This is a genomic window from Paenibacillus sp. Dod16 (assembly GCF_049893405.1).
In the GTDB taxonomy this organism is placed as follows: Bacteria; Bacillota; Bacilli; order Paenibacillales; family Paenibacillaceae; genus Paenibacillus_AQ.
In genome coordinates, this window is the sequence record NZ_JBNDYG010000003.1 from 1 (window position 1) to 16702 (window position 16702).

Annotated in this window: 8 protein-coding genes and 1 pseudogene; 1 reads left to right on the forward strand and 8 read right to left on the reverse strand. The window is 37.2% G+C overall.

The window, feature by feature from the left end:
• Nucleotides 1-561: 561 nt before the first annotated feature.
• The 8 genes and pseudogenes from ACPV3A_RS02035 to ACPV3A_RS02070 form a co-directional block, all read right to left on the reverse strand.
• Nucleotides 562-2322 (reverse strand): TniQ family protein, encoded by a 1761-nt coding sequence (locus ACPV3A_RS02035; RefSeq protein WP_426197976.1) that lies wholly within the window; start codon nt 2320-2322, stop codon nt 562-564.
• A 1037-nt stretch (nt 2323-3359) separates the two neighbouring features.
• Nucleotides 3360-5903, reverse strand: a complete 2544-nt coding sequence (locus ACPV3A_RS02040) for a DEAD/DEAH box helicase (protein WP_426197977.1) — start codon at nt 5901-5903, stop codon at nt 3360-3362.
• 3 nt (nt 5904-5906) lie between these two features.
• Nucleotides 5907-7454, reverse strand: a complete 1548-nt coding sequence (locus tag ACPV3A_RS02045; protein ID WP_426198225.1) for a Hachiman antiphage defense system protein HamA — start codon at nt 7452-7454, stop codon at nt 5907-5909.
• 28 nt (nt 7455-7482) lie between these two features.
• Nucleotides 7483-8730, reverse strand: coding sequence for an MBL fold metallo-hydrolase (locus ACPV3A_RS02050; RefSeq protein ID WP_426197978.1), 1248 nt, complete (start codon nt 8728-8730; stop codon nt 7483-7485).
• Nucleotides 8731-9074: 344 nt separating this feature from the next.
• Nucleotides 9075-10520, reverse strand: a complete 1446-nt coding sequence (locus ACPV3A_RS02055; protein ID WP_426197979.1) for a hypothetical protein — start codon at nt 10518-10520, stop codon at nt 9075-9077.
• 3 nt (nt 10521-10523) lie between these two features.
• Nucleotides 10524-11819 (reverse strand): hypothetical protein, encoded by a 1296-nt coding sequence (locus tag ACPV3A_RS02060; protein WP_426197980.1) that lies wholly within the window; start codon nt 11817-11819, stop codon nt 10524-10526.
• Between the two features lie 806 nt (nt 11820-12625).
• On the reverse strand, nt 12626-14386 hold the full coding sequence (dhaK, locus tag ACPV3A_RS02065; protein ID WP_426197981.1) for a dihydroxyacetone kinase subunit DhaK: 1761 nt from the start codon (nt 14384-14386) through the stop codon (nt 12626-12628).
• Nucleotide 14387: 1 nt separating this feature from the next.
• Nucleotides 14388-15406 (reverse strand): annotated as a pseudogene (locus ACPV3A_RS02070) (glycerol dehydrogenase).
• Nucleotides 15407-15610: 204 nt separating this feature from the next.
• Between ACPV3A_RS02070 and ACPV3A_RS02075 the strand changes: the two are divergent.
• A complete protein-coding gene (locus ACPV3A_RS02075) occupies nt 15611-16657 on the forward strand; it encodes a PocR ligand-binding domain-containing protein (protein ID WP_426197982.1) in 1047 nt (348 codons plus the stop codon).
• The last annotated feature ends 45 nt before the right edge of the window (nt 16658-16702 follow it).

Below are 16702 nucleotides of genomic sequence, written 5' to 3' on the forward strand. Positions count from 1 at the left end.
GTCGATGAAAGAGAAATCGATATACTTGTCCACTTTACGAAGCAGATTTGTCCACTTTACGAAGCAGATGATCTTGAGGAACCAATTCTTCAATCGAAACAAACTCGTAAGCCTGCTGTTTTTCTCGGTTAGAACGCAACATATTTAACACCCTTCCGAACGGTTTATTTAAAAATATTATACAATATTAACGCGGTGTCGTGTTGAATTAAATACGCAAAAAATAGCTGTCGAGACTTTCTCGACAGCCTGAAGGACTTAGATAAATCTAAGTCCTTTTTTGTGTTGATTACTTTTTATTTAAAGAGAAAAACTGGGCCCCTCAAAATTAAATAGACCACATCAACAGATAATGCCTTATTTTCATCAATTTCATGACGATTCAAATGTATTGCCAATGCAAAAACACCTCCAAGGTTGCCCCCATATTTTCCGACATGGTTCCATTCTCTTGAAGGTGAACTCCTTTATCTTCCCTGTAAGGGTGGCCATTTTTGATACTTTCCTGTAATTTTATTTACATAAAAAGATCCATAACTCACGATGAACTCGTCATGATCTTCAAATGCACGAATTACAAGACTTATTGTAAATCTCCAATAATTCTTCACTGTAATTAAATAAATACCCATTGCCTCCATCAACTTTAGGCCCACTAATTGGATATATATTTACTTTTGATAATTCTCGCAATAATACAATACCCTTTTTTCGTTCTTTATTCAAATTTATTAAATTCTTGAAGATAATAAATTTCTTTTGGAAATTTTCTATATCAGAATGATTAAATAAATAACCATTAGTAGGAGTTCTTTTTTGATAAGTAAGGAATTTTTTTGATGTCCAAAAAAGAAGCTCATTTCTGTGGACATTAAGTGATTTACTTACATCAGTCACATCTAAAAATCCCTCTTTATATAATTCTTCTAATTGAAATTTATTAAAATAAAACTTGTTTAAACCACTTTTTATTGGCTCATAATTTGTAGGCATAATCGAACCCGAGAAAATTTTTAATACAAAATCCGCAAGGTTAATACCGTATTTTGAAGAAATCCTTATCCCGCATTGGAAATCAATATTCTCACCGGGTTTTATTCTTGTATCATTATTAACTTGTTTTATTAAAGTATTCATTGCTAATTCGACTTCGGAGCTTGAGGCGAAATTAATAGGCAATTTATAAATTGAATGGTTTATTTTAATAATTTGGGTAATTTGTTCTTTACTAATTGAAAGAATTTTTCCAACTTCGGAGGCTGTTTCCTTGCTTGTATTTATGATTACTTTTCTAAGGCTCCCCCTTTCAATATTCATTAATTCTTCTCTAAGTAGCTCGATCTTAGCTTCCATATATAACGAAGTCTTATCAGGAATCATAAATCTATAGTTGTATCCAGTAACCCAGTAGTCACACACATATTTTATGAATTGCGTATAAATCTGCGTAGCATTAGTATCTTTGAATTTTTTTCGAAAACTAAATAGTAGCCTGCCATATGTCACACTGTTATCTCTATTGCTAAAACTAATATTTCTTACTCTTATTAAATCGATAAATTTATTGAAATTTTTCGGCCAATCTTCAAACAAGACATACACACTTTCAATTAGAAAATCAAGTTTTAGCTTTGATCGATTCATTTGTATATCCATATGAGATTGATGTAAAAAATATCTCATAATTTGGAGCACAAAAAAATTAGTAATAGATATTATTTGAAATAGTGAGTATTGTGTTAAATAATTTTCTTTGGAAAATACTTTCGTATTATCTAGTTTTTCATAAAGTAACAAGGACATTTTTGATTTGTATGATATATTGGGTTGGAATGTTGAATAATCAAAGCCACAATCGCATTTGTTTATACAATTTCTAAATGGTTTTATGGATAAATTACAGTATGGGCAGTGATCGATAAGAAGACAGTGATGGATATGACAGACTTTGTATAACGCAATTTCCCATACTTTCTTTTGATATGCATGATCTTTTAAACAAAGTGGACAAACTTGGCTGCTCTTATTCATAAATCCAAATTTAAAAACACCATCAATCTCATTTTTACTTAATGTATGTTCGGTGTGTTTTACGAAAGTCATTTCATTTAACTTTTCCACCGATTGCTGTGCTAGAACGCTTAAATTACTAAAATCAAATATCTCATTTCTAATTTTCAAGATGTCTTTATTTATTTTTTTAACGCCTAGCATAGTAATAATTTGATGAGGGATTGCTTTATTTTCTTCAGCTAATCTAACTAAATATCCCCTTATACCCTCATCAAAATAAGGATAAGGTATCTTTAAAAAGTGATTCATTTTTTCCCCCTACTTTATAGCCACTAGTTCAGTTTTTTATCAAGATTTAAGTCCAGTGAAGAAATAAGGTGCCAAGGAGCTTGTTTATGTTTAAAGATTAATGTTATTAATTATTATCCATTTTTCTTTATTTAAACTTTCTAAATTTACTCCATAGTACTCTCCAAGAAGCGGCGCTTTTTTAATCTTTAATCAAGAGTTTAGGATCCACTCTTCCAAGGGTAGACATTTAAAGACAGCCAACTTCTTGTGATTGAATGCTTCACTGTCATTAAGTTTGCATCAGCAGTTCTTCTTATAAAACTTTGCACAATTTCTTCAGGTAAAGGAATTAATCGAATGAGCAATCATTCAATTTCTTTTTTCCTCCTGGATATCTATACTTATCTACTGATTTCTTCTTATGTGTTTATCATTTTCATAACTATTAGGATATAAGCATCACATTTATTAGATGAATTAAAAAACGCAAATAGACCATATCAGAAGATATGGCCTTATTTACAGCAGTCTTTATGACGGTTTTACTATATTCTATTCAATAAAGAATGAGATTATACATATAAAACCACTTAGGCGTCAAAATAATTTTCTTTCAGAACATCCAGTGCTCTGTTAAATCTAATTTCATGTCACAAATATCACAATGAACTTGTATTACCAGTACAAGACTCGTTGGTGTAAATATCTAGGATAATTTAGTACATCAACTGGTTGCATGAATCCCATTTGCTGATCTTCACATTAATTTAATCCGTTATTTCAAACACCATAAGTTTTCCCTTTACTACTATGATCACGATTTCAACGTATATCGACAATTTTAAGTGTAACAATCTGCATCAGTCCAGGAAACTTTCTTCGAACTCATTATTATGCAGCCTAGGGAGCGTACCCCTGACCAATCGCTGCCAAGGAAATACAGGGGAAATCCTTGGCATGCAAGGCTTTCCTTGACTCTTTTATGCATTTGAGTTTAACATAATACTCAAAAAAGTAATGTAAAAGTGTGACCAAAAACACTGACAATGTTTGTGTTATAAGGTCGCCTGTAATCCATAAATCTCTTTTTTTAAATATTTTGCTACATCAATTGATTCAATATCTTGATTCTTTAACCATTCTATACAAATATCTGTAGTAATATTATCGTGAAATCCCATAATACGAGACAATTTGATTGCAGCTTCACGATGCAAACCAATTGCCATAAACTCTAATGCGGAAGTAGTGCAAGCTCCATACTCTAGATATGCCGATATATTTATTATTTTTTCAGAATCTTCTCTTCTATTAATGCTAATAAGGAAGGTTTTTAATACCTCAATATATGTTTGAGTATATTTAACTATTTGATATCTAATAATTTTATTTATAAATTCAATCTGATCTTTAACAAACTTAGTAATTTCTCTTTGTGTCCTGTTTAGCATCTGTCTATCGTAAAAAATCAGATTTGTCAAAGAGACTCCCTTCATCCATTTATCTCCTACTGTAGTAATCCTTTTAACCTGTTTTTCAGTCCATGAACTATCATTGAAGAAAACATTGATAGCATTAACTATTAAGTCAAAACGATCATAGCCACTTTCGTTTAATGGGAAAACTGGGCAGAGATAATCAACTTCACTCTCATTCTCAACCAAAAAATCCCACAATGCATTAATTTTCTGAGGCATAACCCCTGGATTCTTATTCAATAACTCTGTAGGTGGTTTGAACTCGTTAATTGTTGATCCAGTAATAGTGTCAATCTCTTTTAAAATATCTGAATTTTGATCTGTACTATACAGAGAATTTTCCAATCTCTCGCCAAGCAAATGCTCTTTAATAACTAGCGAGAATAACTGCTCATTGTAATCATCACTTTCTTGTTTTTTTGGATTTTCGCTCTTAATAAACTCTTTAAATTTCTCTGATTCCTTAACTAATCTGACTTCAGAAGAGGGAACTATATCCTGATATCTTTCTCCTATAACTGGATTTTTGGCCCAACTTTCTAATTCTATACATATAACGTTACCAGAAAAATCATTTCCGATTCGTCCAGCTCTACCGACTAAATTCCAGAAACTAAGGTTATCAATAGGGTTTTTCCTACCCTTTTTTGGCTTGTAAACAAAAATATTTTTAGCTGGCATGTTTACACCTTCTAATAAGGTTGATGTACAGCTCACTATTTTTAAGAGTCCTAATTTAAAAAGATCTTCAATACCTGATCTTATTATTGCAGGTAAAGAACCAAAATGAAATGCCAGCCCTCTTCTTATAAAATCTGCAAGTTCATAGCTTTCTGTAATATATTCTTCAATAAAATCGGCAAAATCATTTAAACGCACATCATCAAGAATGGGGAAATTTCCACTGTAATATAACTCTCTGATTACATCAGTGGAAAGCATTGGCTCATTTGAGTATACAATTGAAGTTTGATTATTCCAAAGGTCTAACGTTGTACTGGAAAGAATTTTAGAAATTGTTTTATTTCCCGAATAAGTAAAACTTTTCTTCCCTATAGATATTTCTTCTTTATTAAATAATGCGGTAACCAACAACGATTCTTCTAATAACTTTACAGTTATGATGTTCTGACGTACCAGTGGCAAATTATCTCTTTCATTTACACCATTCACGAAGTCAAATGTGTCCAATAATTTTTTTGGATTTTTAACAAGCGGGCTTGAAAACAGTACCTTTGTCTCTGGCCAGAGTATGCGAGAAAATTTAACTGCGTTCTCAAGTAATACTCCTCTCCCGCCATATTGAATGTTATGAGCCTCGTCCACAACAATAATGTTTGTTTTAACTCTATTTACTTCTTTTCTGTTACAAAGTTGATATAACCTTTCTTGGGTTAAAACGAGGATATTCGATCGTTGTGGATGCTCAATAAGGACTTCAATTTCCGAAGAACATCCTACATAGATGTTCTTTAGCCCCATTTCCAATATACTTGAAAGGAAATCGTTCATAACTTGCTTAATTAATGCTCTTGTTGGCACAATATAAATAGCAGTAGTACCCTTCTCTTTAACTATCTTATCTAGTAACACTTTGAGATATACAAATGATTTCCCAGCAGATGTAGGAGCAGAAATACTAATCCCATCTACCTCTTCCTCTATCATATCAACTACTTTTTTTTGGAAATTAGTTAAAAGATAATCTTTGCCTGATAAATTTCTAGTGTTAGCATTCTCAAACACATGTGCTTCGAAAAGTGCCATCCCATTTAATTGTCTTTTATAATTACTTAGTTTATTTCGATCTTCTAGCAATTTAATTCCAGGATAATTTCCAAGTTTCCTCAATATTAATGAAGAAGCCATTATAATCGAATTCGACGGTTTGATTAAAGGAAGAGTGGTAGCTATGTTTAATGCTTTTTGTTTATTTTCTATTTTAACTGATGCAGCTAATATATTTGCAGATTCCAAAAGTATCCTAATTTCTTCATCTGATAATTCTTCATCAGTTTGATTAAAGAATTCTAATTGGACCTCCATTTTCTTTATTTTCTTCATTAAGAAATCGAGATTTCCCGAGTATTCTATTCTGTTTATTAGGGACTCAAAGCTCATAAATCACACCTCCATTCCAATTTTATGCATAAATAGATTTTCGAAATCAATAATTTTATTAAAAGGAAGTATAAACCAATTAATTTTTACATTTTTAATATTACTTGTACTTAATAATTGATGGCAAATAGATTCGTAATTCTTCTTCAATTCACTAATAAAATATTGATTTAAAAGTTTCTCTAATGCAGGACCGTTTAATCCATCTTTTTCAAACATACGTAAAAGTTCAGAATTATAACCTGTAAATACAGTCACTTCTACATTAACTTTGCTCCAATCCCTTGTATCAAAGAAATTATCAATCAGAGTCTTTAACGGACCATGATTTAAAGTTTCATATGAATAATCATCATAAAAGAGAAAATCATTCTCTATCTTCACAATTTCCTCTAATTCTTCAAGAATTGTAGTAATAGCTATTTCAAAATTATCATGTAGGATGCCTCCACCAATAAATAGCGCCAACTGCCCATTCTTCAATCCTGCATGCACATCATCTGAGATATAATTTAGATCTGTAGACGGGATATTGCTTCTAATTCTTGTATACATTTTAGGCATTTCTAAAATTCCTTCTATTAACATCCACAAGAGCATAGAACCAAGTTTTCCATTTTTGCTAATTTCACTAACTATTTTATTATTATTCTTAAAAACCTCTAATTGTTTGCGTAGGTCATTTGATGATGAACTAATAATGGTTAGACTATTAGCATACTGCTGCAAAACAAGCGTTAAATGTTCAGCTAGTTCACTAATTCTTTTATTTCCTGACTCATGATATTTTACATAGTAGAAATCAACATCCATATTCAATTCCTGATTTATCATCGAATGGTTTACTTTGTTGAATATTTCGTTACACACACTCTTTTGCATATCCAATCTTTGTTTCAATATGTTATTGGTATTTGCTAGCGAAGAATTAATCAAAACTCCATTTTGCAACAAAAAATTGGCACACTTGAAGAAACTAACTGACTTCAGTTGACTCTTTAAAAGACTGTACTCCTCTTTTATTAAGATTCCAACAATTTTATTATCAACCAATAATGGAGCACCCGATAAGCCTGAAAGCCCGTATGGCCAGTCTTCTTTTATATAATTACTTGTTAATTGTTTATCATACTCTTTACTATCATCAAAACTGCTATCAAAGTAAAGTTGCCCTCTGAGATAACAATAAGTATCTCCCTCGGCCCCAGTATTCCAATCTTTGGGATACCCCATACTTTCCCATTCGATCTCCCTGCTATCATAACTATTTACGTCTATTGCTAGCCATTCTTCGATATGCGTTACTTTATCAGTAATTTCAAGCAGAGCCATATCGTCTTCGATTGAATCAGCTATTAAATTTGCATGCATTTTAAAAGATTTCGTACTTCCAGGGTAGAATTCAAGTTCTATTGGCTCATTATTGTCAATATGCTCTTTTATACAATGTCTTGCTGTTATAGCACGGTTTTCATCAATTAAAAAGGCAGTGCCTTGGTTACGGCAGATAATTTTCGCTGTAGTTTTATATAAATATTCAATAGTATCTATTTGAAACTTCCTCCTTAACTTTTTCGTTTTATTGAAATGAAATTACTGTAGGAACATCATCCAATGTGTTTGCCAAATCATTGGTGTAATGAATACTGTAGCTATACTTTTCCATCAAATCTGGATCATTAAATTTATTTAAAATCCTGAAAGGTTTATAGTTGAAAATTAGCTCCTTATCTGGAGTGATGTCAGTCGATATTATTCTGTAGATCGTTTCAATATCCGGATGACTAAAGTTCTTGCCTTTGCCGTTTGTTGAAAAAATATATTTATTGGAATGTATGAGTTCTAACATACTAACACTAGTATTGTGTTTACTTCCGTGATGAGAAACTTTAACCAAATCAAACCACATTTTCTCTTCTTTTCTCTGATTTAATAACTTTTTCAAATTATTTTCAATAATTTCTGAATGACAATCTCCTAAGAAAAGAAGCTTCTTAGAGTAAAACTCCAATATAAATGCAATAGAGCTTCCGTTTACTTCGGTTCTATCTGGTTCAAAAGGCTGTTGTACTATTTCTTCCAATGTATCTCTAATAGAACTAATATCTTGGACCTTTCTATGTTTTTGTTCCATTTGAATATTCGACATATAAAATTCGAAAGCATCGTCCAATATTTGATCACTATCAACTTTATCTTTATACCCGAGTGATGATAACTTTTCAGCCCATTTATTAGAAAGCAATTGGAGATTTTCAATGTTTGGAGATAACAAAGTTATTGATAACTCTGCATTCGAATAGTTTACCTTAATCTCAGTATTATCAACCACTACAGCTTTATGGTTAAAGCTAGTATTCCAATTTTTCTCATAACCATTTTGTAGTATTAATGATCCCAAAGATGAGCCTTGCTTATATCCTACATCTGCTACTTCTCTTACTCCTATTTCCCGCGGATATCCCATGGAAAGAATACTATTCATTCCACTGATAATAGAGAGCTCCTCTTTAGTTTGAATCTTATCAAACTGTAAGTGTCGAAAACTGTTATACCAAATTTCACTTATGCCAATTAAATTTGGATTATCGGAATGGCCATTTTTCTTAAAGAATCTAACTCCGCCAAGTATATGATCTTCATCTACATGGGTGAAAATTAACAAAGATATACCCTCTGCCTTTATTTTCTGAAGTTCCTCACTAATAAACTTTTCATAGGTAGTAGCAAAGCCCATATCTACTAAAATATGATTAACTTCTTTCCCTCTACAAGAAATAAGAAAACTATCACCATACGATGCAGGAAACATTTTCACCTCTAACATATATTCTCTTCCTTTTTAAATATTTACGACATTTGACTCAGTAATTAAGTCCTATATAAATAATAACTCAGTTCACATGAAAAAAATGTCGAAAATTGTATTACGATAAGTTTCATTAGATAAAATCAAACAACTATGGAAGCTTCATTTTATATCTCACGAGCGATACATTCTATTAACCCCCAAAAAAAGGTGAAATATAAAAAAGCCCCTGTGAGTGCTACTCAACAGGGGTTGCCGATTCTTTCGAACAAAACAAGTATAACAAAATTTTCAACATTTCCTTTTTAACCCGAAATCAGTTAATAATGTTATAGGCTATCCGTTTTTCATTATCGACTATTTTAATTTTTTTCAGACTTAACTTCCTTATCTCCTTTATAATTCTGCTTTATTTGTTCTCCATGCTCAGATTTTTTGCCCTTTACATTGGTCTCATTAGAAACATTCCTTGTCATTTTGTTAGCCTCTTGATCTTGCTTCTCAAACTTAGAACCTTCTGATCCTAGCTCTTTAAGTGCATCTTTTAGCCTTTCATTAGGTCTACTTTCCTCTTGTTCTTTATTCTCAGGTCTTAGACCTTCTGATTTGACTTGATTAGGAGCCTCTTTCAACCTTGTGTATGGTTTACTTTCTTCTTCATTCTTATTTTCAGGTTTTAAACCTTCTGAGCTATTCTCTACCTTACTCCACATTAATTTCCAATCTAATCCACAAGATTCTCTCACAAAAGAAAGTATATTACGTGATACTTTAAATTTTTCATCTGATAATGTATATCCGAACAAACTCCTAATTTCGTCATCCGTATAATCTCTGCCCTTTATACCTTGCTCAAAAAGTAAAAAATCGAGGTGCTGAGGCATTGACAAATATGCATTTGGACGAGCCAATGCTCTTTCAATGAGACCAATTAGACTAGAAGTGTAAGGGGGGGGGACGATTTCTCCAAAGTCAACATCTTTTGGCATCATTGCCTTAGGGACTGAAGTTTTGATTATTTCGTTTGCAAGCTCTTTGGCAGTGTTTATTAGATTTCTAGCCGTCCCAGGGTCAAGCTCTCCATACGTAAGCTTTGATGAAATATGTTCTCTCCTAACTTTTTCTGGTAGACCTAATACATCTGAACTTATCCACAATATTTGTAATCCAACTAAAACTGTTAATTCACATGCTAGATACTTAAGAGCGTCATAATGATCTTTGCTATGATTCCCTCCATGTTGAAAGCCTTTTGCAATGTGAGTAAGAAACTCCATACATATATTAATGGCAACGTAAGGGTTCTTATGAAGATATAACTTTTTAGTATTCAAAATGATATCATTCAAAAGAGAACTTGACTTTGCAGCATTCTTTATTTTCTGTTCATAGTGAGTATAAAATTGCCCGTCAGCTAATCCGTAAGAAGATTGATCCTTACGGTATTCACTCATGCTTTCACTAGTAAGAATTTTCACTCCACCTGAAGCTGCAAAACGAATAATTTCCCATTGTGTTTTGTTTAGAGCTACGAATACATTAGAAGCATTAACAAATTCACCGAGGCCTTTTGCCCAGAAAATTCTTTCAAAAGGTTTAGCTTTGGTTTTGTTTTTGCAATCGCATATTATCCTATGACCTTGAAAGGGATTAGTAAACACAATTCCCAATACATCTATATCAGTCGCATCATTCCCATAAGATAGGGGGACTCCTCTTCTAGTTAAGTAACCCTGGCTTTGAAACAAACTAGAAACATCATATTCAAACCCAATGCCCTTCTGATCAGCTTTATTATTATAAATCACAATTTACACCCCCGACGAAGTACGAATAGTAGTTAGCAACTTATTTCGCAAAGCTTCTACTGGGGCTGTGGATTTTGCGAAAATTTCACTTTTCCTTGTTTCAGGAATAATACAGCCACTTGGCTGGTATTGCAATAGATCGCCAATATTTGCCTCTGCTTCAAGAGCAACTTTATTATAAGTAATCATTTGTCGAACAAGTTCTCCCACCTCAAGTTGGCGTAACTTCATTTCAAAGCCATATGGTTCTGCCGGCCTCGTTTGTATTACACCATCAATTTCTAACAAGGCATAATCCTGCCCTATAGCTGTTGCAGGACCGACCCACTGTCCGCGGAGTAACTTATTTAGAATATTCATCATCTTGTCAAGAGTAGAAATTTTACCTCTCCCCCACGTCGACTTTGTTTGTCCAAAACGCAAACAACTTAATAGTATTTTCGCTTTATGGAAAACATCCTGAGATAGTGAGAAGCTCCCAATACCTTGACCTTTAATTTGAGGTGTCGTTAGGAAAGTGGCTGATCCTATTGCTGATTGTACAGTGATACCATCAACAAGCCCCACCCCTTCCATCATCTCCACAATATGCTTAGGAATATGCGATGGAATATGCTCGATTAGAAATCCCTGTGTCTCAGAGATCAAATTTTGAATTTCAAGTACCATATCTCGTTCATTGTTGTCTAGTGACGACAAAGCTTTTACTACCCTTTGTGGGTCTCCATTAAACGAATATTCGTTAAATAGTACTTTTTCACTGCTCTGCCCACTCTCTCTAACCAGTCCAAAAGATTGCTGTAACTTGATAGTTGTTTCAGCACATTCTTCAGATATACTACTGGCTGTCAAGTACTCCTTGAGTTCATCTGTAGTTCTTGGTAAATGAAAGGTGTGATTTAAACCGATTAAACTCGCATTCTCTTCTTGTTGAGGTTCGAGTGTTTCATAAATGGTTGAAACGCTTTCCAAAGCCTCCTTACCAGAGAAACAATAGATTTCAATTTCTTTTGGTCTGTTCAATGCATCAACCGAATAATCAACTTTTTCAGCTTGTCGTAAATAGCTTAAATATGTATTTAATTCTGCGGGAGAAATACTTGATTGACGAGCAAAGACTTTGGCATTCTGTATAGGAATAACTTCTTGTTTATCCGCTACCAGCCTACCAAGAAAAGCTCCAGCTTTTCCTGCTTGTTCTGTTGCTTCATAAAAAGCAAGTTCGCTTGTATACTGTTTAAGTTCAGCCAAATGCTTAACTGTATTTACAATCCAGGTACCTTTTGTAAGCTTATCCATCCTTATGCCTCCTATAATTTTGACAACCTAATATTTTTGATTATTCAATCTGAATGTACTCTTTTTTTATCAACATAACAACACTTTACGACGTATGATATTTTTTTCTAGGATGTATTGTCAAAAATATCAATTATATATTATATGTATTGTATGAACCACCACAATATTTGATAGGAAATACAACAATTTTATTGAGACGATTGTAGCCTATTGTAAATTGAAGAAAGTTGATTTGCTTTTTCGTCAGCAACATCTTGGCCTTTGTTGTCTGACATTCCACATAAGAGCAAAATAAACCAACTATTACGTTGCAATTTTGAGCTTCCCTCAAAAAACTGCTACTTGTACGTTTCATCCCATTTACTGCTGCTTACTGTCATGGTCCAGTTCACATCTCGACCATAACGATTCAAGTCTTCACCCGTATACTTGAAGCTGCGAGAACCCAGTATTTTTTCTCCCGATGAATAACTGAATGTATCCATGCGTGAGCTGACCTTAAATACATGCCTAGTTGCATAATCTCCAATCTGTTTCAATGCTATCTTTATGTTTTCGTCGGAAATGTCTAAAAATTTTAGATGAACTACAAACTATTGACATTTATGCTAACAACTATCGAAATAAGTTAATAATGAAAAGTCCCCTTAAATTTAGGGGACTTCAGTTTCACATTACATATGAGTGTATATTTATACATTTTTCATTAATTAAGGAATTTTTTTCTCAATAATTTTGATTTCATTCTCATAATTTATGACATCACACAGTAGTACCTGACAGGAACATAACCACATTCCAGATTACTTCATCGCTTTGGCAAGCTCCGTGAAAATAACCCCGAGCGCATGCGCCCCCGCATCCGGGTATCCGATGCTGCGTTCGCCGACCGTGCCTGCTCTTCCCATTCGGGCAACAATATCTGCCGTCTTCTGAGCGCCGARAACCGCCGCTTCGGCCGCCTTCATCGCTGCCGGCTTCATCTCCACGCCTTGCTCCGCACTCTGCGTCCAGGCATCCGCGAACGGCACGAGCGCATCGATCAATGTCTTGTCGCCGACGACGGCTCCTCTTCCAAACGATCTTTCGCCCGTATCCTGGATTCCCTTGACAACGGCCTGCATCATATCGGCAACCTCTTGAACGGACAATTCCTGCTTCTGACCGGCAGATTTGCTCGCCGCCCGGAATCCGGATCCCCAGATCGGTCCAGAAGCCCCGCCGCAATGCTCCATGATGATCATCGAGCAGGCGTCGAGGAAATCGCCGATATCGCGAAGATGGTGGGTCAGAATATCGTCCCACTCCGCTTTTAGCTGCTTGAAGCCCTTGGCGACACTCATGCCGAAATCGCCGTCTCCGGCATGGGCGTCGAGCTCGCAGAACGGAACTTCGTTCTCGATAATGACCTCACTCATTTGATCGATCAGATATACGATATTTTGCAAGGTCAGCCGGTTGTTCTTTACCATCGCTGCCGCAGGATCCGTATTGTTTTTATACGATACCGCGTTCTCTGACTTCTGTTCGTGAACAACCTCGGTATAGCTCACAGGCTCAAAAGGTCCCTTGACCGACAGTGCCGGCGTATCGCATGGCGCAGACAGCCACTTCTTGAGCGTTTCGTCCAGCTTCATGATTGTCACCGATGCGCCTGCCATATCGATGCTGGTCATATAGTTGCCGACGAATACTTTGAATACCCGTTTGCTCCGGGACGCCAATTCGCGCATGACGGAATTGTTCAGCAAATACAGCTCTTGCAGCGGCGTGCCGCCAAATCCGTTGATTAATACGGCTACTTCATGCTCCGCAGCATCATTCATCTGCAAGTTGTCCAGCAATGACGTGACCATCCGCTGCGCCAGCTCATCTGCAGAAACAGCCTTCTCCCTGCGGATTCCCGGTTCGCCGTGAATGCCGACGCCATACTCCATCTCGTCATCCTCGATATGAAACGTCGGAGTTCCCTTGGCGGGCACAGTGCAGGAGGTATACGCGAAGCCGATGCTGCGAACATGGTTAATCGCATGCTGCGCCGCTTCTTTCATTTCCGGCAGGGACAGCCCGGCTTCTGCAGCCGCTCCGGCTACCTTATGAACGAGCACCGTTCCGGCAACCCCTCTTCGTCCTACCGTATAGAGACTGTCTTCAACGGCAATGTCATCGTCGACCTTCACATAATCCACTTGGATACCGTCCTCGCTCGCGAGGTGGGCCGCATTTTTGAAGTTCATGATGTCGCCGCTGTAATTTTTGATAATAAGCAGCGTTCCCTTATTGCTTGCGGAGCTGCGGATCGCTTGATACACCTGAATTTGGGATGGGGAAGCAAACACATCGCCGCACACAGCCGCATCCAGCATGCCTTGTCCAACGAATCCGGCATGCGCCGGTTCGTGGCCGCTTCCGCCGCCGCTGATCAGCGTAACTTTATCTTGGTCGATCTCCTTTTTGGAAATCACCTTGAATTTAGGGTTGAACGCCAGCTCAGGATGCGCGAGCACAAGCCCATTGCACATTTCCCGAACCAAGGTTTCCGGTTTGTTCATGATTTTCTTCATCTTATATCTCCTTGCTCCATTTGTATTGACGGCCCAACTGGTCAGCGGCCATAATCGCGGAAGCTACCGCTTCCTCCGAAATCGGGAATGGCATCGAGTGGATGGATTCCTCGGCAATACATGCCTTCTTGGCCACTTCAAGCAGTTCCTCGTAGGTCACATGCTCGACGCCGATATCTTCCAGGCATACAGGAAGACCGATCGACAGACAGAAGTCCAGCACTTCCTTCATTTCGTTCCGGTCGGCATTCTCAAGCACCAATTGAGCAATCGTACTGAAGGCTACCTTCTCGCCGTGATAATAATGATGCGTTCCTTCCAGAGCCGTCAAGCCATTATGAATCGCGTGAATCGCTGCCAAACCGCCGCTCTCGAAGCCTAGTCCCGATAACAGAATATTCGTCTCGATGATATTCTCAAGCGCAGGCGTCACGATGTTTTGATCGCAGGCCAGTTTCGCTCTGTACCCGTTCTCAAGCAGCGTTTCATAGCACAGCTTGGCAAGTCCCAGCGCGGTAATCGTCCCTTTGGCTTCACCGCATACGCCTTCGCGAACGCCGCATGGCAAACCGGCATTGACATTGGAATACGATTGCGCCGTTGCTCTTGCTTCGAAATAGGTAGAGAGCGCATCCCCCATGCCAGCGACAAGGAATCTAGTCGGCGCTTTGGCAATAACTGTCGTATCAATCATGACAACGCTAGGACTTTGTTTGAAATAAGCATAATCATCGAATTCGCCTTCCGGGGTATAGAGGACCGCTGAATGGCTTGTCGGCGCATCGGTTGCCGCAATCGTCGGAACAATGATCAGGAACATTCTCCACGGAAGCCGCTTTCAACTAGCGTTATATTAAATTTCTGTTTTGTTGACTCCAATTTGTCTTTCACCCGTGCAACATCATCGGGATGGGCAATCAGCAGGGCGGAATCTCCGAATGTCTTTACAAAATAACCCAAATTCAACAGTTCGTTCTCACCCTGCACATATTTTGTCGGACTGATAAACGTTCTTCTCATGATCATTCCTCCTACTTAAACTATATTAATTATTATAGGTTGTACTTATTCGGGAAGCATGAAACAATGAGGTCGGAATAAAGCGTTTTCTTATCGTATTTTTTTGTCATCCCCATGGAAAATTGTATTATCTTGTTCTTCAGTGGAACCATTCGCTATAATATTCAATAGAGTTTCTATAACTTTTCATAGGAGAATGTTGTCATGTCCAAATCCCGATATGATTTAGAAGAAATCATTGATTTGGAGAAATGGGAGAAGCTGCAGGATTCTTTATCGCTTGTGACCAAAATGGCGATCCTTACGGTTGATTACAAGGGCGTTCCCGTCACCAAGCACAGCCACTGTCAGCCTTTCTGCCAAGGCGTTCGCCAGGATTCCCATCTCTCTTCATATTGTCAAAAATGCGACGCGCGAGCCGGCATTGAAGCAGTTCGCCAAAACAAGCCATATATCTATTTATGCCATTTCAACATTATCGATATCGCCATCCCGATCATTATCGATAACCAATATCTTGGTGCGATTATGGCCGGACAGCTCAAGCTCCGAGAACCTGATGCTCCGATGCTGGAGCAGATCGTATCTCGGCCGCCCAATGTGGAGTCAAACCGGCAGTTTAAGGAACTCGAAGGGGATTACGATGCACTGCCCGTCTTATCCTATGACGAGGTGACGAAGTGCGTGGATCTGCTGCTGCAATTAAGCACCTATATCGTGGAGGAAGCGATTCAGAAGCATACCACGATTGATTTGTACAAAAAAGTGCTCTCGTCCCACATGGATGCGCCAGCTTCCGTGGAAGCTTTTAAGGAGTCGGATCGTGCGGTCCGCAGCATCCAATCCATTCAGCAGGAGCTGTCAGGAGCGCTGATCGATACCAAATTGAAGAATGGCGCGGGACGGTTCGTCTCGTCGAATGCCGTACTTCAGCCCGCATTTGACTATATTTTTGCGCATAAGCATGAGAACTTCAGCCTGAAGGAGATGGCCAGGCTTTGCCATATCAGTCCCAGCTATTTCAGCCGCATATTTACGAAGGAAACAGGAGAGAATTTCTCCGTCTTCATCGCCAGGCTTAAGATTGAATGGGCCAAGCAGCTGCTGGAATCCACCGATTCGCCGATCCATCAAGTGAGCGATGATTTAGGGTTCTGCGATACGGGCTATTTCATTAAAACGTTCAAAAAGTTCGAGCACCTCACCCCGGCCGTGTACCGGAACTTGTATGCCGGGCGATCAGCTAAGTGACCGTTCTGCCTACCGATCATTCCAAGTAACCCCCTTCGCTCATAA

Excerpts from the sequence above, each read along its gene's own strand:
- ACPV3A_RS02050 (WP_426197978.1), bottom strand. The coding sequence starts at position 8,730 with ATGTTAGAGGTGAAAATGTTTCCTGCATCGTATGGTGATAGTTTTCTT.
- ACPV3A_RS02075 (WP_426197982.1), top strand. The coding sequence starts at position 15,611 with ATGTCCAAATCCCGATATGATTTAGAAGAAATCATTGATTTGGAGAAA.
- ACPV3A_RS02035 (WP_426197976.1), bottom strand. The coding sequence starts at position 2,322 with ATGAATCACTTTTTAAAGATACCTTATCCTTATTTTGATGAGGGTATA.
- ACPV3A_RS02040 (WP_426197977.1), bottom strand. The coding sequence starts at position 5,903 with ATGAGCTTTGAGTCCCTAATAAACAGAATAGAATACTCGGGAAATCTC.
- ACPV3A_RS02060 (WP_426197980.1), bottom strand. The coding sequence starts at position 11,819 with ATGGATAAGCTTACAAAAGGTACCTGGATTGTAAATACAGTTAAGCAT.